The organism is Nocardioides limicola (assembly GCF_016827675.1).
GTDB lineage: Bacteria > Actinomycetota > Actinomycetes > Propionibacteriales > Nocardioidaceae > Nocardioides > Nocardioides limicola.
Genome location: NZ_JAERJA010000002.1, coordinates 179,352 through 193,887 on the forward strand (window position 1 = coordinate 179,352; position 14,536 = coordinate 193,887).

The following is a 14,536-nucleotide window of genomic DNA, read 5'->3' on the forward strand; positions in this document are numbered from 1 at the left end:
GTTTGCGGGTCAGCGCGTGGCGTCAGCCACCGTTGGGCGGCGCTTCAGCCAGCGACGGCAGCTCGGACGATCTCGGCCACCCGTTGTTCGGTGGCCTCATCGAGGTCGTCGAAGTACCAGGCCGACGGCCGCAACAGCCCGTCCCGCTCTCCTGCTGGCACGGGCGCAGCCTTCTCGCTCACACCCAGCGACATGAGTTCGTCATTGCGGAAGAAGACGAGGATCGGACTGCTGGCCGACTTGGCGTAGCCGGGCATGCCGTACCAGATGCGAGGCTTGAGGTCCGGCGCTGCCGCCACGATCACGTCGTGCATCCGCCGCATCACGCTGCCGGCGGGCTCGTCGGTCTTCGCGATCTTGTCGAGGACCTGCTGCAGGTTCTTCTCGTCCTTGGTGGCCATGTTCGTCCTTTCGTCCACCGGCTCGAAGCCGGCGCATGGGTCGGTGCGCATGAATGCGCAGCACCCCATCCGGACATGCCCCGAGAGATTCGGGCCCCTCCGCGATGATTCAGACCTCGTTGGTCTGGAAGCGCGATCGCGGCGCTCACGAGCGCCACATCGTGATGCTAACACCCGCCGATCAGCAGAAGTGGCTCTGCTCCGGCGCCCCTGGTCGCCGCCTCAGGGCTCCTCACCGAGGCGACTCTGGATGTCCCGGATCACCGAACCCACGATGCCGCGCGATAGGAGTCCGGGGCCCAACGGGCCGGAGGAGTCGGCGCCCAGGGGTGGCAGCCGTTTCAGCGCCGCTCGTTCACGCTCGGTCAACTGGGCCAGTTGCCAGCGGATCTCCTCGTGGACGACCTCGGGTTGCTCCGGGGTCGCCAGCGACACAGCCTTCCCGGCGTACCCCGCCGCTCCGAGCGCGTGGGCGCCCATGTGCGCGACGGCAGCGGCCTGGGCGAGCGACCGGGCGGCCGCTGCCCCGGCCGGCGTCGTCGCAGCGTGGGCGACCTTCACCACCTCGAGTCGCTTGCGGATCTCCGCGGCGGCGCTGCTGTCCCCCTCGCTGTAGGCGCGTGTGCGGGTGACCGCGTCCTGGACCGCCGCCGTCGACGCCTCATCGGCCGCGAACTGTCCCAGCACCCGCTCGGCGCAGGCCAGCGCCCAGCGGGCGAGGGTACGCCGGTCCTCGTCGGTGAGGGTCTGGATCGATGCCATCTCCGATCAGCCTTGCAGTAGCGCGAGATCCCGGCGGATGTAGCGCAGGTGCGCCCACTCCTCCTCGAGGATCACCCGAACGCAGTCACCGACGGTGGGGTGCCAGTCGTCGCCTCCCCACGGGTTGGCGCGCTCCTCGGCGAGCAGCTCCGGGGTGACCGTGGCGAGGAAGTCGGTGACCATCTGCTGTCGCTGGGCCCGCACCGCGAGGATCTCCTCGTACGTCGGCGGATCCGCGCGGAAGATCGACATGTCGAAGCCCATCTCGGCGGCACCGGTGAAGATCTGGCCGATCTCATGGAACGGTTGCTCGACCCCCAAGATCCCGCCACGGAGCCAGGCATCGGTGGCCAGAATCAGGTGGCGCAACGTCTGGGCGAGCGACCACTCGTCGTCGACATGGGCATCCACGAGCTCGGGCGGCGTTTCGGCCACCGTGGTCTGCCACGCGGCCTGTACTGCCACCCACCCCTCCCGGAGACCCTCGGGAGTCTGCGCCTTCTGCAGTTCGCGACCCGGGAACATCCGATTGAGTTCGGCGTCCACCAGCGGGACCACATCGACCCCGTTGACGACGAGAGTGCCGAAGAAGAGGTCGTGGCTGTCGATGTCGAGCCCGTCGACATCGACGCTGCGCATCGTCACGCCACTGAGATCGGAGTGGCGCACCGTGGCACCTTTGAAGCTCGTCCTGACGAAGGTCGCACCTTCGAACTCCTTGGTCCCGGAATAGGTCGCCATCGCCCCATCATGCCTCTCCTCCGCTACGCAGACCCTTCGCTGATCGCTCGGGAGAGGGTGCGGCGTACCAGTGCGTCCACACCGTGCCTAGACACGAGTCCGTCGGCGGCAGCTTGCAAGCCCGGGTAGACGGTGCTCCAGATCATGACTGCGGCCCATCTCGCTGGGACGATCGTGGCCGATGGCAGGTCGTCGGCCGGCGCTGGTCAGAATCGGGCTCCGCGTGACTTCTTGCGGACTGTTTGCGGACCGCTGGACCGTCGGTGACCCTGAGGTCATTCGTCGCGGACTCACCGACATGACGTCAGGCTAGTCCGAGCCCCGACCTAGACCTTCGATCTTCGCGGATCTTGCGGACAAGTCGCGGATGCTCTGCCAGACAGCTGCTCGGGGCGCGTCGATCTTGAGTGCTCGGATGTACTCGTCGAGACGTTGCGGGCGATCTCGGAGGTAGGTGACTGCCTTGTTGAGGCTCTCGCCAACCGTCTTGCCGTAAGCATCGACTGCCTTGCGCGCGCCGGCCTTCATGGCGACCGTGTCGGGTTTCATCATGGCGAGGTCGATGAGGTCGCGGCTGAACGTCGACGTGTCTGCCCAGCGGTCGTCGTTGGCAAGCAGCTTGGTTGCGACCTGGTCGGTTCGCGTCAGGATCCGTACGCCGCAGATTTCATTCTCTGGCGAGGGAGTGTCGAGGTCGAGCCGTCCTTCGTGGGTGATCTCGAGCTTGATGGCAACCCCTGCTACGAGCACCGACGCCCGGATCCCGTAGCCGTCGATAGAAGGTGTTCGACCCAACTCCAGTTCGCGTGTAGCCAGAGCGTCGAGCCCATGCTCCTTGACGATCTGGCGCAGCTGTCGGTACGACTGCTGGTCGGAGACCAGGAAGTCGATGTCGACCGATTCGCGGAACTCACCGTTGGCAAGGACGATCGCGGTCCCGCCTCCGAACCAGCAGTTGTGCTCGGCCAGGAGCGGCGCGTCGAGCATCGACAGCACCTCGGCCACCCGTTGGTGGTGTAGCCGCCTAAACAAGGAGCCTCCCGTTGCTGTAGGTGTCCGCGAGGTGCTGGATGAACGCCTTCTCGTGATCGGTGAGGGCTTCCTGGTTGAGGTGTCGCCAACCGCGTTCGTAGAGGTTGAGTGCCTCTGTCTCGGTGATGGTGGTGCCGGCGTCGGTCTGCCATGCCAGCGTGCGGAGGCCGGGGAAGTCGCCGACCGTGACCGTCGCCGGCTCTGCTCCTGGAGCGTCGAGGATCGGGACGACGAGGTGAAGTCCGAGTGCGGCTGCAACGTTGATGTAGGCGCCGATCGTGACCGAGGGGTTGCCTGCCTCGATCCTGTGCATGGTGACACGCGAAACGCCAGCAGCTTCGGCACAGGCGACTACCGTGACACCGAGGGCCTTTCGGCGTTCGCGCAGCCGGGCGCCTAGACGTTCGAGGTCCGCCTGTTGCTCGGGGCTCGTGTACGGGCTAGGGGCTGGCATGTATCTCATTTTAGTCATTCAATCCCGTAAGTCAATAATGAGAAACACTTAAGTGGGCGTCCTGGCGTGCCTTGGCTTGCGCCCGTCGTTGAGAAGGGAGAGTCAGACGAGAGCAGCTCGTATCCCCACGACATTCAGACCGACAAACTAGGAGCGTGAAGTTCTGGGCAACGAGCTCGATCGGCATCGAACTCAACTTCTCGCGGGCTCTGTGCGGACTGGGAGGGGTCACACCCCCTCTGACCTGCGGTTTTACGTCGGTTCACACGTTGAAGCGGAACTCCACCACGTCGCCGTCGGCCATCACGTAGTCCTTGCCCTCCATCCGGACCTTGCCGGACTCCTTGGCCTTGAGCATCGAGCCGGCCTCGATCAGGTCGTCGAAGGAGACGACCTCGGCCTTGATGAAGCCCTTCTGGAAGTCGGTGTGGATCACGCCGGCGGCCTCGGGGGCGGTGGCGCCCTTGCGGATCGTCCAGGCGCGGGACTCCTTGGGGCCGGCGGTGAGGTAGGTCTGGAGGCCGAGGGTGTCGAAGCCGACCCGGGCGAGCACGTCCAGGCCCGGCTCATCCACGCCCATCTCGGCCAGCATCTCCCGGGCCTCGTCGTCGTCGCCGAGCTCGACCAGGTCGGACTCGAACTTGGCGTCCAGGAAGATCGCCTCGGCCGGCGCGACGATCTCGCGCATCCGGTCCTTGAGCGCCTCGTCGGCGAGCTCGTCGGCGTCGCAGTTGAAGACGAAGATGAAGGGCTTGGCCGTCAGCAACGACAGCTCGCGGATCAGGTCGCGGTCAATGTCGGTGGCGATGATCGGCGTACCGGCCTCGAGGGCCTCCATGGCCTGCTTGGCGGCCTCGACCTGGGCGGCCACCTCCTTGCGGCCACGCGCCTCCTTCTCCAGCCGCGGGATCGCCTTCTCCACCGTCTGCAGGTCCGCGAGGATCAGCTCGGTGGAGATCGTCGAGATGTCCGAGGCGGGGTCGACCTTCCCGTCGACGTGGGTGACGTCCTCGTCGCGGAAGACCCGGGTCACCTGACAGATCGCTGCGGACTCGCGGATGTGGGCCAGGAACTTGTTGCCCAGTCCCTCCCCCTGCGAGGCGCCGGCCACGATGCCGGCGATGTCGACGAACTCCACCGTCGCCGGCAGGATCCGCTCCGAGCCGAAGATCCCGGCCAGCTTCGGCAGCCGGTCGTCGGGGACACCGACCACCCCGACGTTCGGTTCGATCGTGGCGAACGGGTAGTTCGCCGCCAGTACGTCGTTCTTGGTCAGGGCGTTGAAGAGCGTCGACTTGCCCGCGTTGGGGAGTCCGACGATGCCGATGGTGAGAGCCACGGGGGGCGAGTCTACGGCGTCGCGAGGGCCCGCTTGACCACGGCTGGCGACGGATTGGTGTGCGGCTGTCCGCCGATCACCACCGTGGGGACGGTCTCGTCCCCACCGTTGACGCTGCGCACGTACGCCGCAGCCTCCGGATCTGCCCAGATGTCCACCCACACCACCTCGGAGCGCCGGGCACCGAGACTGAGCCGGAGCCGCTCGCAGAACAGACACATCCGGCGGAAGTAGACGACCACCCGACCTTCGGCGGCTGCCTGCGCGCCGACGGCCGCCGAGACCGACTGCGGGGAGGGACCGATCATCCGACCAGTATCCCGCGGAGCCGATCCGGCGGCCGTGGTGCGTCCGGCGTCGAGAGCCGGACGCACCACACCCCTACCGGGTGGTGACGTGCGCGTGGCCGTCGAGGAGGCGGATCGCCTCGTCGAACTCCGCCTCGATCTCCGGGTCCGGTCGGTAGGTGAAGGTGCTGACCGCCACGGTGACCACCAGGCTGAGCAGGAAGCCCGGCACGATCTCGTACATCAACGAACCCAGGGCGTCCACGTTGCCCCAGATCACCACGGTCGCGGCGCCGGTGAGCATCCCGGCCAGCGCACCGGTGGCGGTGAGCCGGCGCCAGTACAGCGACAGCAGGATGACCGGTCCGAAGGAGGCCCCGAAACCCGCCCAGGCGTAGGCGACCAGGTCCAGCACGGTGCCGCTGCGGCCCCATGCCATCGACGCAGCCAGCAACGAGACGACGAGCACGGCGACCCGGCCCAGGGCGACCAGCCGCTTCTCGGAGATCTCGCCGCGGAAGACCACCTTCCACAGGTCCTCCACCAGCGCGGAAGAGGTGACCAGCAACTGCGAGGAGATGGTGCTCATGATCGCGGCCAGCACCGCGGCCAGGATGACGCCGGCGATCAGTGGGTGGAAGACGATCTGGCCGAGTGCGATGAAGACGGCCTCGGGGTCGGTGAGGGTGACGTCGGGGTTCTGCTGGAAGTAGGCGATCCCGACCAGCGCGGTGGCGACCGCCCCCAGCAGGCTGATCAGCATCCAGCCGATGCCGATCCGGCGGGCCTCCCTGGCCTGCGCGGGGCTGCGCAGCGCCATGAACCGAACGATGATGTGCGGCTGGCCGAAGTAGCCGAGCCCCCAGGCCATCGCCGAGAGGACGCCCAGCACGGTGGCGCCGGAGACCATGCTGAACATGGTCGGGTCGACCTCGCGGACGCTGTCGACCGCAGGTCCGAAGCCGCCGACGGTGAACAGGCCGACCACCGGGACCAGCACCAGGGCCAGCAGCATGATGGTGCCCTGCACCGCGTCGGTGTAGCAGACGGCCAGGAAGCCGCCGAAGAGCGTGTAGGCGACCACGACGCCGGTGACCACGATCATCCCGGTGTGGTAGCCGGCACCGAACGAGCTCTCGAAGAAGACGCCGCCGGCGACCATGCCGGAGGAGACGTAGAAGGTGAAGAAGAGCAGGATGATCAGGCCAGAGGCGACCCGCAGCAACCGGGACCGGTCCTTGAGGCGGCTCTCCAGGAAGCTCGGCAGGGTGATCGACTCGGACGACACCTGGGTGTAGGTGCGCAGGCGGGGGGCGACGAACTTCCAGTTCAGCCAGGCACCGATGGTCAGACCGACGGCGATCCAGCCCTCGATCAGGCCGGAGACGTAGATCGCTCCGGGCAGTCCCAGCAACAGCCAGCCGGACATGTCGGAGGCTCCCGCACTCAGCGCGGTGACGCCGGGGCTGAGGCGCCGCCCGGCGAGCATGTAGTCACCGAGGTTGTTGGTCCGCCGGAACGCCCACAGCCCGATGACTATCATCGCGGCCAGGTAGGCGAGCAGCGCCAGCACCTCGTAGAACTGATCGGACATTGGAACTCCTCGGATGGGGGAGTTGCGACGCTAGGCCGTGATCCACGTCACCGACGAGTGACAGATGGACACAATGCCGCTGAACTAATCAGACGTTTGGACAACGCCGCTCAGCAGCGGAGCCAGTGTGAGGCCCAGATGCAGCATCAGCCGATGCTCACCCCGATCCAGGTCCAGCCCGGTCACCTTCTGCACCCGGTGCAACCGGTGGTAGACGGTCTGTCGATGCACGTTCAGCGCCGCCGCGGTCTCCTGAACGCTGCCACCGTGGTTCAGATAGGTGAGCACCGACTCCCGCAGATCCGGATCCGGGTGCGCCAGGAGCCGGCGTACCGACTCGTCCAGTACGGCGCCGGCCAGGGCGCTCTCGGGGCCACAGGCGAGCAGTCGGTACACGCCCAGATCCGGCCAGGCCGCGACCGGGCGCAACCTGGGCACCGACTCCAGCACCCGGGCGGCCAACCGCGCCTGCTGCCAACTCGAGCGCAGTTGTGCCGGGTCGGTGCAGACGGCGCCGATGCCGGCGACCAGGTCCTGACCCGCGGCCGACCCCAACCGCTCCAGGTAGAGATCACGGGCCCGGTGCGCCAGTTCACGGGCCGCCGCCAGGTCGCCGTGCTCGAGCGGCACCATCAAGGTGGTGTGATCCTCGCCCACCCACGCCAGCACCGAGCGCGGCAACGTCCACAGGTTCATCGGCACCGGCCCGGACGCCGGGCGGCGGAGCATCCGCAGCTCGACGGCGGCCACCGGGGTGCCCCGGCGGACCAGATCCCGGGCGTCGATCTCGTCCGCAGCGGCCTCGACGGTGTCCCGGTCGGCCGACAGCAGGTCCTGCAGCCGGAAGCCGAGATCCTCACGCGCCCGCGCCTGCTGAGCCATCAGCGCGCCGGCCCGCTCGGCCATCGCCATCGCGGCCGGGATCACCGCCTCATCGATGCCGGCCTCCTCGTCCACCACCCACAGATAGCCGTAGGTCACCTCCCGCCACCGAGCCGGCAGGCAGAGCCGGGCCAGCACCCGGTGCTCCGGGTCGGCCGGGATGCGCACCGGCCCGGTCGCGGTGGCGATGCCGAAGGACTCGAACCAGTCGCGGACCTGGGTCGAGGACCGGCGACTCAGGATCGACTGCTGGCGGACCTCGTCGACCGGAGCGCCGTGGGCATGGAAGGCGATCAGGTGGAAGTTGCGGTCCTCCAGGGTCACCGGCTGGGCCAGCAGCCGGGACACGTCATCGACGATGTCCTGCAGTTCGGGTCGCATCCGACTCCTCGGCTTGAGCAAATGTAAGACGACTACAGCAGGTTCTCTTTCATCTGTCCAGTGCGGAACCGACCCTCACCCCCTACCGTCGATGAGACCCAGACCACACCCATCGGAGGTCCGCATGCTCGGCCACACCCTCCTCGCCGCCTCACGCAAGCCACCGGTACGCCGGCTGGTCACCAGCGCGGGCGTCTCCCGTCGGCTGGTGGACCGATTCGTGGCCGGCGACGGCCTCGACGACGCCGTCGACACCGCCCGCAACCTGCTCGCCGACGGCCTGAGCGTGACCATCGACCACCTCGGTGAGGACACCCACACCCTCAGCCAGGCCACCGACACCCGGGACGCCTACATCGCGCTCCTCGACGTGCTCGGCGGCTTCGCGTTGACCCCCGGGGCCGAGGTCTCGCTGAAGCTCTCCGCGATCGGCCAGGCGCTGCCCGAGGACGGGCACCGGGTGGCCCTCGACAACGCGCGGGCGATCTGTCTGGCGGCCGAACGGGCCGGCAGCACGGTGACCCTGGACATGGAGGACCACACCACCGTCGACTCCACGCTGGCGATCCTGCGCGAACTCCGCCACGACCACCCCTGGGTCGGCGTGGCCCTGCAGAGCGCCCTGCACCGCACCGAGGCCGACTGCGCCGCGCTGGCCCACACCGGCTCCCGGGTCCGGTTGGTCAAGGGCGCCTACGCCGAGCCCGCCACCGTCGCCCACCAGCGCAAGGCCGACGTGGACCTCGCCTACGTGCGCTGCCTGAAGACGCTGATGGCCGGTGGCGGCTATCCGATGGTCGCCACCCACGACCCCCGGATGATCGCCATCACCGAGCACCTGGTGGCGGCCACCGGCCGAGCGGCCACGTCGTACGAGTTCCAGATGCTGCACGGGATCCGGGTCACCGAGCAACACCGACTCCGTGACGCCGGCGCCCAGGTCCGCGTCTATCTGCCCTACGGCAGCGACTGGTACGGCTACTTCATGAGGCGCCTCGCCGAACGCCCCGCCAACCTCACCTTCTTCCTCCGCTCCCTCTTCAGCCGCTGATCGAAAGGACCCCCATGGACGCCGTCACGCACGTCCCCGCCCCGGTGAACGAGACGATCCGCGACTACGCACCCGGCAGCCCCGAGCGCGCCGGCCTCGAGGTCGAACTCAAGCGACTGGCCGCCACCCAGGTCACCCTCACCGCCACCATCGGCGGCGAACAACGGGTCTGCTCCGGGCCGGCCATCGACGTCGTCCAGCCGCACAACCACCAGCACGTGCTCGGCGTACTGCACGGTGCCACCCGCGCCGACGCCGAGGACGCCATCGCGGCCGCAGCCGCCGCCGCCCCGGCATGGCGGGCGCTCAGCTTCGACGACCGGGCGGCCGTCTTCCTCAAGGCCGCCGACCTGCTCGCCGGTCCGTGGCGCGACACCCTCAACGCCGCCACCATGCTGGGCCAGTCCAAGACCGCCTTCCAGGCCGAGATCGACAGCGCCTGCGAGCTGATCGACTTCTGGCGCTTCAACGTCGCCTACGCCCGCGAGATCCTGGCGCAGCAGCCGAGCGCCAACGCGCCGGGCACGTGGAACCGGCTCGACCACCGACCGCTGGAGGGGTTCGTCTACGCGATCACCCCGTTCAACTTCACCGCGATCGCCGGCAACCTGCCCACGGCGCCGGCGCTGATGGGCAACGTGGTGCTGTGGAAGCCCTCGCCCACTCAGCAGTTCGCCGCGCACTTCACGATGCGACTGCTCGAAGAGGCCGGACTCCCGCCGGGCGTCATCAACCTGCTGCCCGGCGACGGCCTGGAGGTCTCCGAGGTCGCGCTGCGACACCCGGACCTGGCCGGCATCCACTTCACCGGCTCCACGCCCACCTTCCAGCACCTGTGGCGCACCGTCGGGGAGAACCTCACCGGCTACCGGTCCTACCCGCGACTGGTGGGCGAGACCGGCGGCAAGGACTTCATCCTCGCCCATCCCTCGGCCGACCCCGACGTGCTCCGGGTGGCGATGATCCGCGGGGCGTACGAGTTCGGTGGCCAGAAGTGCTCGGCCGCGTCCCGTGCCTACGTGCCCCGCTCGGTGTGGGAGACCATCAAGGACGACCTGGCCGCCCAGATCGACGCACTCCCCCAGGGCGACGTCACCGACTTCACCAACTTCCTCGGCGCGGTCATCGATGAGCGCGCCTTCACCCGGCTCAAGGGCGCGATCGACCGCGCCCACGCCACCGACGGCATCGACGTGGTCGCCGGCGGCAGCTACGACGACTCGGTCGGCTGGTTCGTCCGCCCCACCCTGCTGGTCTGCGACGACCCGACCGACGAGGTGTTCACCCGCGAGTACTTCGGGCCGCTCCTGGCCGTGCACGTCTACGACGACGCCGACCTCGACGCCGTGGTCGACCAGCTCGAGTCGGTCTCGGCGTACGCCCTCACCGGTGCGGTGATCGCCCGCGACCGTGACGCCGTCGCGGCGCTGTCGGAGAAGTTGCGGTTCGCCGCCGGCAACTTCTACGTCAACGACAAACCCACCGGCGCCGTGGTCGGCCAGCAGCCGTTCGGTGGCGGCCGTGCCTCGGGCACCAACGACAAGGCCGGGTCGCCGCTGAACCTGCTCCGGTGGACCTCGCCGCGGGTGATCAAGGAGACCTTCGTGGCCCCCACCGAGCACCGCTACCCGCACATGGACTGAGCTCACATGGACTGAGCTGCTCCGAGCAGCTGCTCAGATCACCCGCAGCCCGAACCGCATCCGCAACCGCATCCCGGCCAGTGTCACCTTCGGTGACAGCTGCCGCAGCGGGCGCGGCACGGCTCGGTAGACCGGCGCCGCGATCCGCCAGAACAGGTCGTAGCGGCGCTGGTCGCGGGCTGTCCAGGCCAGCCCGAGCACCCGGCGTACCCGCGGGTCGAGGTTGCCGCGGGTGACCAGGCTCTGCAGCGGCGCCAGCCAGCGCAGCGGCCAGGGGATCGCCGAGGGCGCCATCAGCCGGGCCACATAGGCCTGCACCACCGGGTCGGGCTCGAAGGAATCGAGCTGCTCCTCCCACCAGCGGTCGAACTCCTCGACGTTGACCGGCCACACCTCGGCGGGCATCTGCAACGCGGTGCCGTAGACGGCGCTCTCCTCGTGGAGTCGTTGCGCCGAGGTCGGGTGCAGCGGGCCGAGAAGCCGCTCGTAGATCTCCCGGCCCGACCGGGTCAAGGTGGCGGCGACCCACAGCTGCAGCTTCGGGTCGTACGCCGAGTAGCGGCCCGGTGACCTGACGCCGCGGTGACTGCGATCCACCATCGCCGCTACCGCGGCCTGCTCGGCGGGCGTGCCCAGCGCCATCACGTAGACGTAGGTGACGGTGGTCCGCAGCCGGTCCAGCGGCCGGTCCAAGGTGGTGCTGTGTTCGGCGACCCCGAGGCCCACCTCGCGTCGGGCGAGCTGGAGCAGCACCGCCGACCCGGCACCCAGCATCAGCCCGGACTCGGCGACGATGTCGCGGATCGTCAGCGATCCGTCATCACCCCTCACGCCCTCGAACCTACCTGTGCAAGGCTCCTGTCATGAGCACTCCGACGGGCCTGCGCGTCCCCGCCCATCAGGTGTCGCCCGCCGCCCGGCCCTACTGGCTGCTGTCGGCGTTCATCAGCGATCTGGTGCTGCTCTCCCTGCTCACGGTCGGGTACGTCGTCTGGCCGCAGCCGCCGTGGTGGGCCGGGACGCTGCTGCTGATCCTCGTCCTCGTCCTCACCGTGCACGTCGTGGCGATGCCGCCGATCCGGTTCCGGGTGCACCGGTGGGAGGTCACCGAGACCGCCGTACACACCCGCGTCGGCTGGTTGAGCACCGACGAACGGGTGGCTCCGATCTCGCGGGTGCAGACCGTGGACTCCCATCAGACCGCGCTGATGCGGCTCTTCGGGCTGGCCACGGTCACCGTGACCACCGCCTCGGCTGCCGGACCGATCGTGATCAGTTGCCTGGACGCGACGGTGGCCCGCCAGGTGGTGGCCTGGCTGACCGAGATCACGGCGCGCACCGACGGGGACGCCACGTGAACGAACCCGACTGGCGGCAGCTCGACCCACGGATGCTGATCCTCGGTCCGATCGCCGCCCTCAAGCAGCTCGCCGTCCCCGCGGTGATCGCGCTGATCGCCTCGGGCCTGCAGAACGCGGCCTGGATGCTGTTCGCGCTGCCGGTGGTGGTGACGATGATGTTCCTGCTCGGGGCGATGCCCTGGTTCACCACCCGCTATCGGATCACCGAGTCCAACCTGCAGCGTCGGCAGGGCCTGCTGTCCCGCAAGGTGGTGACGGCTCCACTGGACCGGATCCGGACGGTCGATCTCTCCTCGCCGCTGCTGCACCGGATCCTCGGCCTGACCAAGGTGGAGATCGGCACCGGTGTCGACGACACCCGGATCGAGCTGGACCCGCTGGGGGTCGACGAAGCCGCCGAGTTGCGTCGGGTGCTGCTGGCGCGGCGGGCGGTGGCCCGGGGCGAGAGCCCCGTCGCCGAGCCGGTCGACCCGGCGACGAGCGAAGGCGGGGCGGGTGACCTGGGCGACGGTGCCCCCGAGACCTCGATCGCCGCCGCGACGCCGGCGCACGTGGAGGTCGCCAGCATCGACTGGTCCTGGCTGCGGTTCGCGCCCTTCAGCCTGACCCGGCTGGTGATCGTCGCCGGCATCTTCGGCCTGCTCAGCCAGTTCGCCGACGACCTGCCGTTCCTGGACGCCGACAACATCCGCCGCGGCTGGGGATGGCTGCTCGAGCAGGCGTTGCCGCTGGTGCTCGTCACCGCGTTCTTCGGGTCGCTGGCGCTGTGGCTGCTGATCTCGATCGGCGGCTACGTCACCCAGTGGTGGCGCTTCCGGTTGTTCCGTGACGACGGCAACCTGCGGCTGACCGCCGGACTGATCACCACCCGCTCGACCAGCATCGAAGAGGCCCGGATCCGCGGCGTACAGATGAGCGAGTGGGCGCTGCTGCGGCTGGTGGGCGGCGCCCAGCTCAGCACCCTCACCACCGGACTGGAGTCGGGCACCACGTCGGTGTTGCCGCCGTCGCCGGTCGGGGTGAACCGGCGCGTCGCCGCCACCTTGATCGAGGCCCCGGAGCCGATGACGGTGCGGCTGACCCGACACGGCCCGAGAGCCCGGCGACGTTGCCACATCCGCAACCAGTGGTCGACCGTGTTCATCACCCTCGGCGTCGTCGCCGCCTGGCAGTGGTGGGAGGCGGAGGCCTGGATGATCGGGGCGACCGCGCTCCTGGTCGGCACCTGGGGCGCCGTCCTCGGTGAGGCCGAGTACCGCCATCTGGGGCACGCCCTGGTCAACGGCCACCTGGTCTCCGGGTGGGGTGCGCTCTCCCGGCACCGGGTCGCGCTGCAGACCGACGGGATCATCGGCTGGGTGATCACCCAGAACATCTTCCAGCGCCGCCTCGGTCTGGCCAGCCTGATCGCCACCACCGCAGCCGGGTCGGAGCGGGTGCTGGTCCGCGACGTCGACCGGGGCGTGGCGGTGACGTTGGCAGCGGCAGCCACCCCCGACCTGATCGCCGAGTTCCGGGTTTGAGCCACGCCTCCCTATGCTCGCCGGGTGCGCATCGCTACCTGGAACGTGAACTCGCTGCGGACCCGGATCGACCGGGTCGAGGCGCTGCTGGCCCGTCACGAGATCGACGTACTGGCCCTGCAGGAGACCAAGGCCCGTCCCGACCAGTTGCCGCTGATGGGGCTGGAGTCGATGGGCTACGAGGTGGCCTCGGCCGGGCTCGACCAGTGGAACGGGGTGGCGCTGATCAGTCGGGTCGGCCTCGACGACGTGCAGCAGGCGTTCGTCGGCGCGCCGCCGTTCAAAGAGATCGTCGAGGCCCGAGCGATCGGTGCGCGCTGCGGCGGGGTGCGGATCTGGAGCCTCTATGTGCCCAACGGCCGCAAGCCGGACGACCCGCACTACACCTATAAACTGGACTGGCTGGCCCGGCTCCGCGAGACCGCCACGGAGTGGCTCGACGAGGCGACCGCGCTGGTCGGTGACTGGAACATCTGCCCCACCGACGAGGACGTCTTCGACGTCGCCCAGTTCCGCAACTCCACCCACGTCACGCCTGCCGAGCGGGAAGCGTTCGCCGCGTTCCTCACCGACGGCTGGGCCGAGGTGACCCGCAAGTACGCGCCCGGCTACACGTACTGGGACTACTACCGGAACCGCTTCCAGCGCAACCGCGGCCTCAAGATCGACTTCGCGCTGTGCTCCCCCAGCCTCGCCGAGCGAGTCACCCACGCCTTCATCGACCTCGAGGAGCGCGACCCCGACACCGGCCAACCCACCAGCCCCTCGGACCACGCCCCCGTCATCATCGACCTCACCGACTGAGCGCGCCACAATGACCGGCATGAACTCAGCGGCCCCGCCAACACTCGGCCAAGCACTATTCAGTGCAGCCGTCTTCATCGTGCTGGGTGCGTTCTTCATGTCCCTGCTCAACGACGAGTCGGTTCAGGGCAACTCGATCCTTGGGATCATCCTGGCTTGCTTGATGTTCGCCATGGCCGGATGGCGAACGACGTACGTCGTGCGAGCAATCCGCGCACGACGTACCCGGCGTCAGTAGCGAACGGGCCTCCCCCACGCATCGAGCCGATGTACTGCTCGTC

At 68.8% G+C, this 14,536-nt stretch carries 16 protein-coding genes; 6 read left to right on the top strand and 10 right to left on the bottom strand.

The annotated features are described in order from the left end of the window. Positions 1-44: 44 nt before the first annotated feature. From JKG67_RS04765 to JKG67_RS04805, 9 genes are all read right to left on the bottom strand, one after another. The gene (locus tag JKG67_RS04765; RefSeq protein ID WP_203336127.1) at positions 45-452 is read right to left on the bottom strand and encodes a DUF1801 domain-containing protein; all 408 of its coding nucleotides are present in this window, start codon (positions 450-452) and stop codon (positions 45-47) included. Between the two features lie 171 nt (positions 453-623). Then, complete coding sequence (locus JKG67_RS04770; protein ID WP_203336128.1) at positions 624-1,163, bottom strand: putative immunity protein; 540 nt, start codon at positions 1,161-1,163, stop codon at positions 624-626. 6 nt (positions 1,164-1,169) lie between these two features. Then, entirely contained in the window at positions 1,170-1,904 is a 735-nt protein-coding gene (locus JKG67_RS04775; RefSeq protein ID WP_203336129.1) for a DinB family protein, read from the bottom strand. Positions 1,905-2,213: 309 nt separating this feature from the next. After that, positions 2,214-2,909, bottom strand: coding sequence for a nucleotidyl transferase AbiEii/AbiGii toxin family protein (locus JKG67_RS04780; RefSeq protein WP_203336130.1), 696 nt, complete (start codon positions 2,907-2,909; stop codon positions 2,214-2,216). A 19-nt stretch (positions 2,910-2,928) separates the two neighbouring features. Next, the gene (locus JKG67_RS04785; protein WP_203336131.1) at positions 2,929-3,399 is read right to left on the bottom strand and encodes a helix-turn-helix domain-containing protein; all 471 of its coding nucleotides are present in this window, start codon (positions 3,397-3,399) and stop codon (positions 2,929-2,931) included. Positions 3,400-3,652: 253 nt separating this feature from the next. Next, the gene (gene ychF, locus JKG67_RS04790) at positions 3,653-4,729 is read right to left on the bottom strand and encodes a redox-regulated ATPase YchF (protein WP_203336132.1); all 1,077 of its coding nucleotides are present in this window, start codon (positions 4,727-4,729) and stop codon (positions 3,653-3,655) included. Between the two features lie 11 nt (positions 4,730-4,740). Beyond that, positions 4,741-5,037, bottom strand: a complete 297-nt coding sequence (locus JKG67_RS04795; RefSeq protein WP_203336133.1) for a glutaredoxin domain-containing protein — start codon at positions 5,035-5,037, stop codon at positions 4,741-4,743. Positions 5,038-5,110: 73 nt separating this feature from the next. Beyond that, positions 5,111-6,610, bottom strand: coding sequence for a sodium/proline symporter PutP (gene putP / locus JKG67_RS04800; protein WP_203336134.1), 1,500 nt, complete (start codon positions 6,608-6,610; stop codon positions 5,111-5,113). 84 nt (positions 6,611-6,694) lie between these two features. Further along, positions 6,695-7,873, bottom strand: coding sequence for a PucR family transcriptional regulator (locus tag JKG67_RS04805; RefSeq protein ID WP_203336135.1), 1,179 nt, complete (start codon positions 7,871-7,873; stop codon positions 6,695-6,697). 124 nt (positions 7,874-7,997) lie between these two features. Here JKG67_RS04805 and JKG67_RS04810 point away from each other — a divergent pair, with 124 nt between their 5' ends. Next, complete coding sequence (locus JKG67_RS04810; RefSeq protein ID WP_203336136.1) at positions 7,998-8,924, top strand: proline dehydrogenase family protein; 927 nt, start codon at positions 7,998-8,000, stop codon at positions 8,922-8,924. 14 nt (positions 8,925-8,938) lie between these two features. Next, the gene (gene pruA / locus JKG67_RS04815) at positions 8,939-10,567 is read left to right on the top strand and encodes an L-glutamate gamma-semialdehyde dehydrogenase (RefSeq protein WP_203336137.1); all 1,629 of its coding nucleotides are present in this window, start codon (positions 8,939-8,941) and stop codon (positions 10,565-10,567) included. A 33-nt stretch (positions 10,568-10,600) separates the two neighbouring features. On the opposite strand, the gene JKG67_RS04820 is transcribed toward pruA, so the two are convergent. Then, a complete protein-coding gene (locus tag JKG67_RS04820; protein WP_203336138.1) occupies positions 10,601-11,398 on the bottom strand; it encodes an oxygenase MpaB family protein in 798 nt (265 codons plus the stop codon). 32 nt (positions 11,399-11,430) lie between these two features. Here JKG67_RS04820 and JKG67_RS04825 point away from each other — a divergent pair, with 32 nt between their 5' ends. Genes JKG67_RS04825 through JKG67_RS04840 form a run of 4 tightly spaced genes read left to right on the top strand, consistent with a single transcriptional unit; the run spans position 11,431 to position 14,493 of the window. Next, entirely contained in the window at positions 11,431-11,925 is a 495-nt protein-coding gene (locus tag JKG67_RS04825) for a PH domain-containing protein (RefSeq protein ID WP_203336139.1), read from the top strand. Then, entirely contained in the window at positions 11,922-13,451 is a 1,530-nt protein-coding gene (locus JKG67_RS04830; protein ID WP_203336140.1) for a PH domain-containing protein, read from the top strand. The genes JKG67_RS04825 and JKG67_RS04830 overlap by 4 nt, the downstream gene beginning before the upstream one ends. 24 nt (positions 13,452-13,475) lie before the next feature. Then, positions 13,476-14,255 (top strand): exodeoxyribonuclease III, encoded by a 780-nt coding sequence (locus tag JKG67_RS04835; RefSeq protein ID WP_203336141.1) that lies wholly within the window; start codon positions 13,476-13,478, stop codon positions 14,253-14,255. Positions 14,256-14,274: 19 nt separating this feature from the next. Further along, positions 14,275-14,493: a hypothetical protein gene (locus tag JKG67_RS04840; protein ID WP_203336142.1), complete on the top strand. Its 219-nt coding sequence runs from the start codon at positions 14,275-14,277 to the stop codon at positions 14,491-14,493. Positions 14,494-14,536 lie beyond the last annotated feature (43 nt).